The sequence below is a fragment of the Roseovarius sp. genome (genome assembly GCF_048262375.1).
In the GTDB taxonomy this organism is placed as follows: domain Bacteria; phylum Pseudomonadota; class Alphaproteobacteria; order Rhodobacterales; family Rhodobacteraceae; genus Roseovarius.
This window is the reverse complement of record NZ_JBLXFE010000039.1, coordinates 1-13,479: the sequence shown is the minus strand read 5'-3', so window position 1 is coordinate 13,479 and position 13,479 is coordinate 1. Positions and strand designations below refer to the sequence as shown.

Genomic DNA, 13,479 nt, shown 5'->3' with positions numbered 1-13,479 from the left:
TCAAAAATCCCATGTCGATCACTCCATATCTCCCCGACCAAATCCGTCGGGGCAACGTGTTCACATGGGTCAGTTCTCAGTGAAAATCTGGGGGGCTACCGGGTCACTTCTCAGCGGAAATCAACAGTCAAACCCCTTTGAACCAAAAAGAAAAAAGGCCCGCACTAAGGCCTGGTCTTGGGTTCGCGAATGGTTTGTGGCGGAGACGAAGTCCGTAGAACTCACGTTCTTGCGCAGTTGACAGTGTCCGCGCTCGTTCAGGTTATCGTTTTAAAAACAGACACATAAATTCACCCCTCCCCATTGCGGTTCATGCGCGTCCGTCCTAAATCAAGTAGAAGTGTGGGAATGAATGTGGGAACGCCATGCCTCTCAACGCGCGCAAGGTAGATACGGCAGGCCCGGGACGTCATGGCGACGGGCGCGGCCTTTTCCTTTATGTGAAACCCTCGGGTGCGCGGTCTTGGGTTCTGCGCTATCAGGTTCAGGGACGGCGGCGTGATCTGGGACTTGGCCCCTATCCCGACGTCAGCCTCGCCATGGCGCGCGACCGTGCGATGGAGGCGCGACGCCTCATCGCCGAAGGTGAAGACCCGATAGCGAAAAAACAGCAGGCAAAGCCGAAGACCTTCCGCGAAGCCGCGCTGGAACTCATCGAAAGAAAACGCCCTGGCTGGAAAAATGCCAAACACGCTGCGCAATGGACTGCGACGCTGGACGCCTACGTCTTCCCCAAGATCGGCGCGGTTCAGGTTGCCAAAATCGAAACGGCGGACGTGATTTCGACCCTCACCCCGATTTGGGCGACAAAGCCTGAGACGGCTAACCGGGTTCGGCAACGGATCGAAGCAGTGATCGACTACGCATCCGCGCTGGGCATTCGGTCGGGAGACAATCCGGCGCGCTGGCGTGGGCATCTGGACCACCTCTTGCCAAAGCCCAAGAGTGTCCGTGCGGTCAAACACCACCCGGCTTTGCCCCACGCTCAGATTGCGGACTTCATGGCCGACCTTGCCCAGCGCGAAGGCGTTGCCGCGCGGGCGCTGGCCTTCACCATCCTTACCGCAGCACGTTCCGGCGAAACGCGCGGCATGACGTGGGGCGAGGTCGATCTGGACGCAAAGGTCTGGACCATCCCGGCAGGACGGATGAAAGCGGCAAAAGAACATCGCGTGCCGCTCACCGATGCCGCCTTGGCCCTACTTGGACAACGCGCCGAAGGCGCACCCAACGACGCGCTGATCTTTGGCAGCGAAGCAAAACTCGGCAGGCCGATTTCCGACATGAGCATGACCGCCGTTCTGCGCCGCATGGAACGAGCCGACATCACGGTCCACGGCTTCCGCTCCACTTTCCGCGATTGGGCAGGAGAAACCACCGGCTTTCCGCGCGAAGTGATCGAAGCGGCGCTGGCGCATGGGATCAAGGATAAGGCCGAAGCCGCCTACGCCCGATCTGACCTGTTTGACAAGCGGCGGCTGTTGATGGAGGCTTGGTCAACCATCGCTTTTTCCTGCGCAAGCTTCGCAAATGTTGTCGCTTTTAAACCCAGCAACACGATGTGACATCCATCCGTAAACTGCGGAATTCTGCAAACCCGACTAATAGGGCAGGGTTTGGCCATCAGCCCTCCAAACACGGCTTTTTCATGAGACCCGAACAAAGGGTTTCATTCCTCTGGTGCCACCACCATCTCATGCACTCCACGCCCGGCCAAGTCATCTGTATTCACGGCTTGCAACCGAGGCGGGCAAAGTGATCTAACTATCAAAAACAAGACAGTGAGTTTGGCATGAGCCACGGTGACATTGACAAGATTCTCTCGCAATTTCGGGAACTTTCCAGCGACGAACGCGGTAAGGGCAGGCTGTTTGAACGGCTTATCGCAAACTACTTGGTCCGCGACCCCCAATATTCCGACCTGTTGGAGCATGTCTGGCTCTGGGAAGAGTGGCCCGACCGCTGGGGCGCTGACGTGGGCATTGACCTTGTGGCCCGTGAAAAGGCGACGGGCGATTACTGGGCGATCCAGTGCAAATTCTTTGACCCCAATCATACGATCCAAAAACCCGATATTGATTCCTTTCTGTCCGCATCGGGCAAACAGTTCGCCACGAATGACGGAAGCCGCCAATTCGCGCGCCGTATTCTCGTGTCGACCACGGATAAATGGAACAGGAACGCGGAAAGCGCCATCGAAGGACAGACAATTCCCGTTTCCCGCATCAGCCTTGCTGATCTGGCAGAAAGCCCGATTGACTGGACGGAATTCAGCCTGTCGCGCCCTGACCTGATCCGCCTGCGCCCCAAGAAAACGCCGCGCCCGCATCAGAATGAGGCAATTGCCGCCGTTATCGAAGGTTTTCAGATCGAAGATCGCGGCAAGATGATCATGGCTTGCGGCACCGGCAAGACCTTCACATCGCTGCGCCTTGCCGAACAGGTTGTTCCCGAGGGCGGGCGCATCCTGTTTCTGGCCCCTTCGATTTCGCTCGTTTCGCAGACCCTTCGGGAATGGACCGCACAGGCGCATGATCCGATCCATGCCTTTGTCGTCTGTTCCGACAGCAAGGTGGGCCGCGACGAAGAGGACCTGCGCACGCATGATCTGGCCTACCCCGCGACCACGGATTCGCGGAAACTGGCAAACGCTGCGCAAGCCCTAACGCATGGGCGGCGCGTCGTCGTGTTCTCCACCTATCAGTCGATTCAGGTCGTGTCCGACGCCCAGCGCGCTGGGCTTGGCGAATTCGACCTGATCATTTGTGACGAAGCGCACCGCACAACCGGCCTGACCCTGCCCGGCGAAGACCCGTCCGACTTCGTGAAGGTGCATGACGACAGCATCGTAAAGGGCAAGAAACGCCTCTACATGACCGCCACGCCGCGCATCTATGCCGATGCGTCCAAGGCCAAGGCGGATCAGAACGATGCGGTCCTATATTCGATGGACGAACTCGATACCTTCGGCCCTGAATTCTATCGGCTTGGCTTCGGCAAGGCCGTCGAACGTGATCTTCTGTCCGAATACAAAGTGCTGATCGTCGCCGTCGAACAGGACAAGATGAGCGCCGTGGCGAACAGCTATAACCGCGCCTACAAACTCGACGAAAAGAAAGCTATCGACATCAACTTCGCCACCAAGATCGTGGGAAGCTGGAAGGGTCTGTCCAAGAACGGGCTTGTCCTGGTGGATGAGGACGGTGAACAGGAAGACCTGACCGAAGACACCGAACCGATGCGCCGGGCCGTCGCCTTTTCGCGCTCCATCAAGTCGTCCAAGGCGATGACGGATACTTTCGGGCGCTTGGCCGAACTCTATGCCGAGACCTATCAGCCCGATGACGCCCCCGGCATGATCGACTGCCAGCTTGACCACGTCGACGGCACGATGAACGCCCTGCAACGGTCTTCTGCGCTGGAATGGCTCAAGGACAACCCCGGTTCGGGCAAGTGCCGTATCCTGTCCAACGCGCGCTGCCTGTCCGAAGGGATCGACGTTCCCGCGCTCGACTCGGTCGTGTTCTTCGATACCCGCGAATCCATCGTCGACATCGTGCAATCGGTCGGGCGCGTCATGCGCAAGGCGGAAGGCAAGAAATACGGCTACATCATCCTGCCGGTTTGTATGCCGTCCAAGAACGTGGCCGATTACAACAGCTATATCGAAAGCGATCCGCAGTTCCGCAGCATCTGGAAGGTGATCAAAGCCCTTCGTGCCCATGACGAGTCCCTCGTCGACGAAGCCGAATTCCGCCGCAAGGTCAAAGTCGTCTCGGGCGACGACAAATCCGGCGATGGTGAGGGCGGCGGCGAAGGGGGCGGCGATACTCTGCCGCTGGACTTCCCTGCCCTGCCAATCGACGCCATCAGCGAAGCCGTCTATGCCGCGATCCCCAAGAAACTGGGCGACCGCGAATATTGGAGCGAATGGGCCAAATCCATCGGTCCCGTGGCAGAACGGCTGATCGCCCGCATCAAGGCGATGATCGACGGCAACCCGGAAGTGGCCGAAGAATTCGCCCGCTTCCTGAAGGGCCTGCAAGACACGCTCAATCCCGCCGTTTCGCAGGATGAAGCCATCGAAATGCTGGCCCAGCACATCTTGACGATGCCGGTCTTTCAGGCGCTGTTCGAAGGCACGGATTTCCCGGAGCACAATGCCGTAGGCAAGGCGCTAGACGCCATTGTCCAAAAACTCGACGCAGGGTCTGTAGACAGCGAAACCGAAAGCCTCGAACGCTTCTACGGCAACGTGCGCGAACGCATCAGCCTGGCGAAAAGCGACAAGTCGAAACAGGACATCATTCGCAACCTCTACGACACGTTCTTCAACAACGCCTTCCCGCGCATGGCCGAACGGCTGGGCATCGTCTATACGCCCGTGCCTGTGGTCGACTTCATCCTGCGAAGCGCCGATGCAGCACTTCGCCGTCACTTCGGGCAGTCGCTATCGAGCGAGGGCGTGCAAATCCTCGACCCCTTCACCGGCACCGGCACCTTCCTTGTGCGGCTGATCCAGTCGGGGCTGATCCCGCCCGAGGCTTTGGCGCGCAAATACGCGGGCGAGTTGCACGCGAACGAACTGGTGCTTCTGGCCTATTACATCGCCACGGTGAATATCGAGACAGCGTATCACGGCATCACCGGCACCTACCGGCCCTTTAACGGCATGATCCTTGTCGACACCTTCCAGATGACCGAAGACGGCGATCTGGTCGACAAGGTCGTGCTGCCGGAAAACAACGAACGCGCCGAAAGGCAGCTTGCCCAGCCCATTCAGGTGATCGTGGGCAACCCGCCCTATTCGGCGCAACAGGACAGCCAAAACGACAATAACAAGAACCTCGCCTACCCCACGCTGGACGACAAGATCAGGGCTACATATGCGGCAAAGTCCAAGGCCGCGAACAAAAAGAACCTCTATGACTCCTACATCCGCGCGATCCGCTGGGCATCCGACCGGATCGAGGATCGCGGCATCGTCGCCTATGTGACAAATGGATCGTTCCTTGACGCCAACAATATGGACGGGCTGAGACTGACCTTGGCCGATGAATTCAGCCACCTTTACGTCTTCAACCTGCGAGGCAATCAGCGCACGTCCGGCGAGGAGTCGCGGCGCGAAGGCGGCAAGATTTTCGGTTCAGGTTCCCGGACCCCTGTTGCGATCACGATCATGGTGAAAGACCCGGCGCATACAGGCCCCTGCCAGTTGCAGTATCACGATATTGGCGACTACCTCAGCCAAGAGGAAAAACTGGCCATCATCGAAGACTTCGCCAGTCTTGAGTCTGTTCCGTGGCGACGCCTGCGCCCGAATGCCGAGGGCGACTGGGCCAGCCAACGCGATCCGGCCTTTGACGCCTTCGTGCCGCTTGCCGAAAAAGAAGCAGCAACTGGGCGGGCGATATTCAACGGCCTTACGTCTGGCGTGACGACAGCGCGCGATGCGTGGGCCTACAACTCGGGCCGCGAGGTTCTGGCGGCGAACATGGGCCGAATGATCGAAACCTACGAAACCGAGCGCGACCGCTACGCCCGCGCCTGTAGTGGGTTGCAAAAAGGGGAATGGCCGGAGGTGGACAAGCTTGTAGACCGAGACCCTCGGAGGATTAGTTGGAGCAGGTCGCTCAAGGCCGACGTAAAGCGTAACAGACGCTATAAGTTAGACACATCGCTCATCGTCCCCTGCCACTATCGCCCCTTCAACAAACAGCGGCTCTATTTCAGCCGCAATTTCATTGAATATTGCTACCAACAGCCCCGCCTGTTCCCGACGCCCCGGCATCGGAACCTTGTGATTGCTGTTACAGGCATCGGCGCATCCAAAAGCTTCTCCGCGCTGGTAAGCAACGCAGTTGTCGACTTCCACATGCATGACTCTGGGCAGACCTTCCCTCTCTATTGGTATGACCATCCTGACGACACGCGCGGCAAGCGGCAGGCCGAAATGTTCGAGGAAGATGCCGAACCCGATGCAGACGGCTACATCCGCCGCGATGCGATTTCCGACTGGGCGCTGGGCGAGTATCGCCGCCGCTATGAGGACGACAGCATCACCAAGGAGGACATCTTCTGGTATGTCTACGGCATCCTGCATTCCCCCGAATACAAGGATCGCTTTGCCTCCGACCTGAAAAAGATGGTCCCCCGCATCCCTTTCGCCGCCGATTTCCGGGCCTTCAGCAACGCGGGCCGCGAATTGGGCCAGTGGCACCTGAACTACGAAACCGTGGAGCCTTATCCGCTGGAAGAGGAATCCGGGCGTCTGGTGATGGAAGATGCCGACTACCGCGTTCACAAGATGGTCTTCGGCAAGGGCAACGGCGGCAAGGACAAATCCGTGATCGTCTATAACCCGCACTTGACCCTGAAGGGCATCCCGCTGGAAGCCTACGACTATGTGGTGAACGGCAAATCGGCGCTGGAATGGGTGATGGAGCGATATAAAGTCAGCATCCACAAGGCCAGCCAGATCAAGAATGACCCGAACGACTGGTCTGACGATCCCCACTACACCGTCGACCTTATCAAGCGCGTGACCCGCGTCAGCGTGGAAACCGTGCGCATCGTCTCGGGCTTGCCGCCGCTGAATGAACAGGAATGAGTTGCTTGGGCTGGAAAACGAAATGAAGATCGCAAACCCTCTGAACCCGGTACAGGTCGAATTCAACGAACTCTGCGACAAGGGCGGCGGCGCGGGTGGTGGCCCAGCGCGCACTAAGGTTCAGGAATTGCTGCACAACGGCAGCAAGACACTGAACGCGATGGCTTTCGACGAAATCTCGCATCACCTAAAGACCTTCCCGGACGCGAATCCGTGGCAGGTTTGCTTTGCCGTGGGATTGGGCTGGGGGCATCTGGCGAAGATCGACGAAGACTTCACCGCCGCCGCTATCGAGGTTCTGACCGACCTCGACCCCGCCGCCCTGAGCGTTGCTAGGTCCTTCCACCTGGAGCGTGGCCCGACTCCCATCGAACAATCGCTCCGCGGCGGCTACTTGATGTTTCAACGGGTGAAGCTGCCCGCGACCCTGCCCGACGACTTGCGGATGATTGGCCGTGCGCAGGAACGATGGCTTTCGCCGCTCGTGTCGCCGTCAATGGACAGGCCCAAGTATATCGGCAGTTGGAACGCGACCGCGATGTTCATGGTGGCCCTGTTCTCTAAGCCCTCGCTTGCAGCGACCTTGACCAATCGGGAAGTCATGCTGCCGCCCGGTGGCCCGATCTTCAACGGCCTAAAAATCCTGCACAAAGCCAAGATTCTGAAGACGCCCCCATCCGGGAACGAACTGGACGATGAAGCCTTCGAACCCGGCTCGATTTACGAGAACAACGCCCTGATGACCGAACTTCTCCAAGGCAGATCGGGATGGAGCATGATCGACGTTCACTCGGGCCTCTATATGCTGGGCACAAGATACCCCGCGTCGAAAGGCTGGGCATAACGTGACAATTGAAGCCGCAGAAGAACTGTTTTCACGAGCCTTGCTGCAAGTGATCGGCCAGGTGAACCGGGGGGAATTGGGAGAGACAAACGAGGCGACCGTTCAGCACCACTTGGCCCTTTGCCTGCACCTGTTGGCGAGACAGGCAAATTTGCCTTTCTCAATCATTATGGAAAGGCGAATTCGGCGCGCGAATGGTGACGTTTTTCCCAAGAAGAGGCGCAACAACGCTGAAGTCGACGTTTTCTTCACTGTTGGCGAAGACGAAACCCGGTGCGCGGTTGAACTCAAACTCTTCAAACGGATCAATCAAAGAGAACCCAACAACCGATATGACTCCTATGCCGACTTGGCAAACTTGGAAATCTATCTGGAAGAGCATTGCGACGTTGGTTTCTTCGTGCTGCTCACTGATCACCCACACTACTATGACCCCGAGTTTGGCGATCACAGGCCCGACACCGCTGACTTTTCCTTGAGAGAAGGGCACATCTACCAAGCGCAGCGGGAGTTGACCTATCGGACCAAAAGCCCCTATGGGCCGCCGTTAACGCTGAGGAAAGACTACACATTTCATTGGCAAAACGATGGCAATGATTGGCGGTTTCTGTTTCTGAAGGTCTCGCCCTGATCGGCGTCGACACGGATCAGCCACCGAAACCGCGCGCTGGGCGGAATGTTGATCAGTCGTCCTTCATCCAGCCCGCGCGCCCGTCACAAAATTCGCACCCGGTGTAGTTGCTATGTTCCAGATCGCCTCCGCCGATCTGCGCTTCATTGCACCATTCGCAGGTGGGCGCGCCCACATCCCGTTCGAGGCATTCGGTACAGATGAAGATTTCATGGTGCTGGACCACGGTCCCGAGGCTTGAACAGTATGCGCAGTTGATAGGTGTGTGAAAATCCGATGGATCATAAACTTCTGTGTCCAGCACTTCGGCCAAATCATCTGCCGTTACAACGTATTCGCAGGTTGGGCAGGTCCGGTTTGACCCATATTCAGCCTCGATATGCAGCATGGTCCCGCATTTGGCAGGGCACGGGATTTCTAGGTAGGTCTCGCCCAGACCGCAAACCTGGCAGCGCTGTTCGAACAGCATCCCCTCAACTTGCTCAACCGCAGCCGCTTCGAACCCACAACCCGCGCATACGTTGAAAGCGGTTCCGGCCTTTTTGAGCTTAGCGATTTCCGGTTTGAGGCGCTCGAATGTGACGTTCAGGAACGTCCGAAGACCCTTCATCTTTTTGTCGACCGAAGCGATTTCAGCTTGGAAGGCGTCGAACTGGTCACTCCACTCTGCAAGCAAGCGATCAAGATGAAACCACGACAGGCAAAGTTCTTTGACGATTTCTTCGGTCAGCGTGCCGTCTGCCTCTTTCCTCCCTGCCTCGTGGAAGAAATGGATCATGCGATTGCGATGCGCGGCGATCTTGCCGAATTGGGTAGCGGCATCCGATGGAATGTTCTCGCCACAGGCATTCTTCAGCCGTCTGATCGCATCCGCCTGCGATACGGTCTTTGCCTTTCCCGTCAGGAAATCGTCCAAGGTGACATCAGATGCCCGCTCGACGACTAGAGTCCAATGCTCCCGCATCAGTCGCGCTTTCAGGATCAGTTCAACCGCCGTGGCGAAGTGGATCACGGAATACTTCGGATGGGTCTCGATTTCGGCCACTGACCGTTCAAGAAAATCGAACGCACTTTCAGACAGATCGCGCAAAGCGGCGTTCAATTTCTTCTTTGACACGGCTCTCTCCGATCACGCCTTCTCGCGGTTACACATGGCCCCATTGGTATTGTGCCCGTCAACCCGTCGCAAGACTTCATGCACATGCGTACTGCCGAATACTGCTCTCGGCCCATGCCAACACGGCCACGAACACAAACAGCTTGATCCGAATACCGACGGACCCCATATTTGCGACGGATGAATCCATAGGGCGCAACATATGGCATCTTATAGCGGCTTCCTTCGCAAGGCTCCGGCCCCACGGCTGAAAGCGTTCTTCGACGCCAGGAATGTGGATGCCCCCGAAGACTTCGAATGGGAAAGCCATGGGCGCGGGACGGCATTCGTCCGCGAAATTGATGCCTTGGTCGATGCCCTCTCAGACCGCCACCAAGACGAAGTGAAAGCGGAACTCGACCTGCTCGCCAGTATTGCTGATGCTCAGGGGCTTGTCGCTGCGGAACGGATTTGCGCTGGGCAAGGTATCGACCTTGAGGGGCTGGAAGGGGTTCAGGACGTCCTGTTGATGCTGGCCGTGTCCCACCCCCAAATCATTGATCGCGTGTCGGCAGAAACGTCATGGATGCGCCGTTCCGGCGAAAAGGGCTGGGCGTCATTCCAGTTCGAAGATGACGGAAAACCGTGGGCGCTGCATGATGACACCGCGCGGCAGGCGTTCCTGCGCGATGTGTTGGAAATTCTGGACGTGGCGGCGCATCGCAAGAGCGAGGCGGATTGGTTCAGGTCGATCCGCATTCACCCGATCACCGGCGAGGAAACAGAAATCACGCAAGCGACGATCTACGTCGAAGATCGGGCTGAGAGCGAATTGGCATTCGGGCCATCTGCAACGCTGGAGAGGCACTTGGTCCAGAAGGTCCTTGAAGTCGGTTTGGCCTGCAATCCCCTATCGCGGATCGTGGAAATAGCAGCGCGAGGCGGCAAGAAGGTCCGGGACCAATACGCGGCGTCTTTTGCTAAGCATTTTGCGCCGCAGTCTGCCGCTCCTATCGAAGTTCCGCGACGTGAAGTCTTGCTCGATACCCTGCGTGCTCAGCCCGATTTCGTGACGGAACCGGCAGACGGAATTGCGCGCGTCGAAGTCTCATCGCTGGACTTCTTTTCAGTGGGCGGCGCATTTGCCCGTTTTGAGAAGCGCGGCGAGGATGAAACGATCTACCAGTTCCTTGAACGGCGGTTTGGTTCAATGTCGCCGCTTAGGACGGGCGGCTGGACCATCGTCGCGGCGACGCTGCGCATTTTCCTTGAAGCGCGAAACGGGAAACGCGCTCGCACGTTGACCGTGACCTTGCGCACGCCCAATAGCACAACTGTCCCGAACAAGACCGAAGCCGACCGACATTTTGTCTTCGGACTTCTGGAACGCTGGCGTCTTGTAGCGCCTCCGCCAAAGGATTTCGACTTGGTTGAGGACTTCGATTGAGTGCCGTCGATTTCCTTGCCGGGATCATTGCCGCAGGAGCCAAGGTTTCCGTCGCTTCACTCGCTCACCCCGAGCTTGTCCGCTCCCTCTTGAAACAAGGACTGCTCCGAGATGCCGGGGTAATGGGGTCTGTCGTTTGCGTGGACTGTGAAGAGCCGCACGCTGCCGAAGTGGTCTTCGACACGGATGAATATGGCCACATTTGCCCGACCCTTGGGTTGATTTCTCGGGCACGTGACGACATAGCCGCTGTGGACGTTAGCCTGCCATCCTTGATCACGAGCCTTGCGGACGCCTTCGACTGCACGCGCCGAAAAGCGACGCCCATCCACGGAAACACATGGCGTGTCGGAGCGGTGCACACCGATCATGGTGACGTCATGATCTATTTCCACCCCCGCCTCAGCGACGAGATTGACGCCCGGAATTTGACCGACGCACTTTCCCGGGAAGTGACGTCGAAGTGGCGGCTGATCATCACCGCCGAGGGACGATTGCCGATCTCAGGCGCAGCCACCGCCACCCTCTGCGAGATAGCGTCAAGCCCGGAAGATGGCGAGGGACTTGTCTCGATAGTCGATCCACGGGAGATCGTAAGCGTACCCGCAGCCCCAAAAACGGGCGCTCCGAATCGGTTTGGAGAGACGATCATGGCGCTGATCAGATCACGGATCGAGACCGGAACCGCATTGCCAGGGCGCAATGAAGAGGCGAAAGCGGTCTTGGCATTGATCGAACGAGACCCCGGGTCAGACGTGCCAACCTTGCCGACCGTCAAGTCCTACGTCACCAAGGCCCGCTCTGGTTAGGAACTGGATAGAAACTCCCGCGCTATTCGTATCCAGCCGCCGTCCTCCACCGTCCTCCTGTATCCCAGCAAAGGAGTATGGGCCATGACGGACGCATTCGAAATCATCAACCACGCGACGCAGATCATCGCAGTATCCCCGAACGAGGCCGCGCGCCTGTGCAGCATCGGACGCACCACCCTCTATGCCGCGCTGTCAACGGGCGATCTGAAGAGCATCAAAATTGGCACGCGTCGCCTGATCGCTCTTGACGCGTTGCGCGACTGGTTGAAGCGGAACGAAACCCGGGCAGGCGAGTGAGGCGCAAATGCCTAAGCAAGCGCGCCTGAACGGGATCAAGTCGTTCCGCTGCTACACCATCGAAGAGGCGGCGGAGGTTTCCGGCGTCTCTCCCCGCACTGTCCGCAATTGGGCGTCGGACGGGCTGCGCGTCATGGACGACACGCGGCCCGCACTAATCCGGGGCGACGACCTGCGCGACCACATCAAGACCAAGCGCGAAAGTCGCTCGACCAAGACCAAGATCGACACGTTCTACTGCTTTTGCTGTCGCAAGGAACGGGCGGCGGCGGAGGGCATGGCAGATTGCGAGATCAAGGACGGGCGCGCCAAGCTAACGGCTCTTTGCGAGACCTGTGCGACGGTCGTTTCTAAGCCGGTTGCCGAAGCCCTCATCACCCAAATCGCCCTAACACTCGACCTCAAAATTACGCGGCACTAGTGAACATTAAGGTGGTGGACAGTGCCCCCCGTGTTTTTCCACTTGCTGCCGCACTCGACCGGCATCCGTTTTCCCACTTCCTGAGAGCCTGAAAGGAGGCCGATATGTCCAAACAACCGAAGGAAAAGAACGAGCGCCTGAAACGCCGCTTCGTCGACTACCGAAAGTATGCCCGCCAGCTTTCCGACAAGACGCTCGACCGCGAACTGGCTGCGCTTGAGCGGTTCGATGTCTGGAACGGGCGTCAGGATTTCGACAAATTCCATATCGAGTGGGCCATGGGTTTCCGCACTCACCTTGAAAAGGCCAAGGGGACCACCGGAAAACCCCTCAGCAAATCCACCACCCGCGCGATCATGGCCACGTTGCGCGAGTTCACGCTGTGGCTATCGCAGCAGGACGGGTTCCGCAGCCGGATCAGGGCGTCAGACGCAGAATACTTCAACCTGTCGCGCCGCGACGAGGCCGAAGCCCGCGCCGCACCTGCCCGCCCAGCGCCCAGCATAAAGCAGGCCAAGCGCGCCTTCGAGATGATGCCCGCAACCAGCCCGCGCGAGATGCGGGACAAGGCGGTCTTCGCGCTGCTCTGCCTCACTGGCATTCGCGTGGGCGCGTTGATTTCGCTGCGCATTCGCCACGTCGATCTGGACGAGAAGTCCGTGACGCAAAACCCGCGCGAGGTGGCGACGAAGTTCGGCAAACGCATCGACACCTTCTTTGCCAAAGGCTTCCCCGAAGCCGAAGCGGCCTTGCGGGCTTGGATCACCTACCTGGACGAAGAAGCCCTCTACGGCCCGGACGATCCACTCTTCCCCTCAACCGCCATCGCGCCGCAATCCAACACCGGCTTTGCCGTCGAAGGGTTTGACCGGCGACCGTGGAAAAGCACCGAACCCGTCCGCAAGATCGTCAACACCGCTTTCCAAGCCGCCAAACTCGACAGCTTCGGCCCGCACGCCTTCCGTCACATGCTGGCCCGCCATGCGACAAAGGACTGCACGGTCCCGGAACTCGTCGCCATCGCGCAGAATCTTGGGCACTCTGATGTGCTGACGACCTTGCGCAGTTATGGCCAGATCAGCCGCGAACGCCAGCGCGCGCTTATCACGGGCGAGTCTGGTGACGATGTGTTGGAAGACTGATCCATCACCTGTCAAACGCGCGGCACGCGTGGGAACGGATGTGGGAACCCGAACGGGGAGTTCGCAAATTTTATAGAAAAAACAAACGATTGAGGAAAGATTGTGGCGGAGACGAAGGGATTCGAACCCTCGAGACGGTTTCCCGCCTACTCCCTTAGCAGGGGAGCGCCTTCGACCAC

At 58.5% G+C, this 13,479-nt stretch carries 10 protein-coding genes; 9 read left to right on the top strand and 1 reads right to left on the bottom strand.

The annotated features are described in order from the left end of the window. The first annotated feature begins 365 nt into the window (after window positions 1-365). From ACN0SW_RS19380 to ACN0SW_RS19365, 4 genes are all read left to right on the top strand, one after another. Window positions 366-1,565, top strand: a complete 1,200-nt coding sequence (locus tag ACN0SW_RS19380) for a tyrosine-type recombinase/integrase (protein WP_417729557.1) — start codon at window positions 366-368, stop codon at window positions 1,563-1,565. Window positions 1,566-1,792: 227 nt separating this feature from the next. After that, window positions 1,793-6,610, top strand: coding sequence for a DEAD/DEAH box helicase (locus ACN0SW_RS19375; RefSeq protein WP_417729556.1), 4,818 nt, complete (start codon window positions 1,793-1,795; stop codon window positions 6,608-6,610). A 22-nt stretch (window positions 6,611-6,632) separates the two neighbouring features. Continuing rightward, window positions 6,633-7,454: a hypothetical protein gene (locus ACN0SW_RS19370; protein WP_417729555.1), complete on the top strand. Its 822-nt coding sequence runs from the start codon at window positions 6,633-6,635 to the stop codon at window positions 7,452-7,454. 1 nt (window position 7,455) lies between these two features. Beyond that, window positions 7,456-8,085, top strand: a complete 630-nt coding sequence (locus tag ACN0SW_RS19365) for a hypothetical protein (RefSeq protein ID WP_417729554.1) — start codon at window positions 7,456-7,458, stop codon at window positions 8,083-8,085. Between the two features lie 52 nt (window positions 8,086-8,137). Here ACN0SW_RS19365 and ACN0SW_RS19360 read toward each other — a convergent pair whose 3' ends face one another. Then, entirely contained in the window at window positions 8,138-9,130 is a 993-nt protein-coding gene (locus ACN0SW_RS19360; protein WP_417729553.1) for a hypothetical protein, read from the bottom strand. Window positions 9,131-9,707: 577 nt separating this feature from the next. Between ACN0SW_RS19360 and ACN0SW_RS19355 the strand changes: the two genes are divergently transcribed. From ACN0SW_RS19355 to ACN0SW_RS19335, 5 genes are all read left to right on the top strand, one after another. Beyond that, complete coding sequence (locus ACN0SW_RS19355) at window positions 9,708-10,628, top strand: hypothetical protein (protein WP_417729552.1); 921 nt, start codon at window positions 9,708-9,710, stop codon at window positions 10,626-10,628. Next, window positions 10,625-11,437: a hypothetical protein gene (locus ACN0SW_RS19350; protein ID WP_417729551.1), complete on the top strand. Its 813-nt coding sequence runs from the start codon at window positions 10,625-10,627 to the stop codon at window positions 11,435-11,437. The genes ACN0SW_RS19355 and ACN0SW_RS19350 overlap by 4 nt, the downstream gene beginning before the upstream one ends. An 84-nt stretch (window positions 11,438-11,521) precedes the next feature. Further along, window positions 11,522-11,737 (top strand): helix-turn-helix domain-containing protein, encoded by a 216-nt coding sequence (locus tag ACN0SW_RS19345; RefSeq protein ID WP_417729550.1) that lies wholly within the window; start codon window positions 11,522-11,524, stop codon window positions 11,735-11,737. A 7-nt stretch (window positions 11,738-11,744) separates the two neighbouring features. Continuing rightward, a complete protein-coding gene (locus ACN0SW_RS19340) occupies window positions 11,745-12,158 on the top strand; it encodes a helix-turn-helix domain-containing protein (protein ID WP_417729549.1) in 414 nt (137 codons plus the stop codon). A gap of 104 nt (window positions 12,159-12,262) precedes the next feature. Continuing rightward, a complete protein-coding gene (locus ACN0SW_RS19335) occupies window positions 12,263-13,300 on the top strand; it encodes a tyrosine-type recombinase/integrase (protein WP_417729548.1) in 1,038 nt (345 codons plus the stop codon). Window positions 13,301-13,479 lie beyond the last annotated feature (179 nt).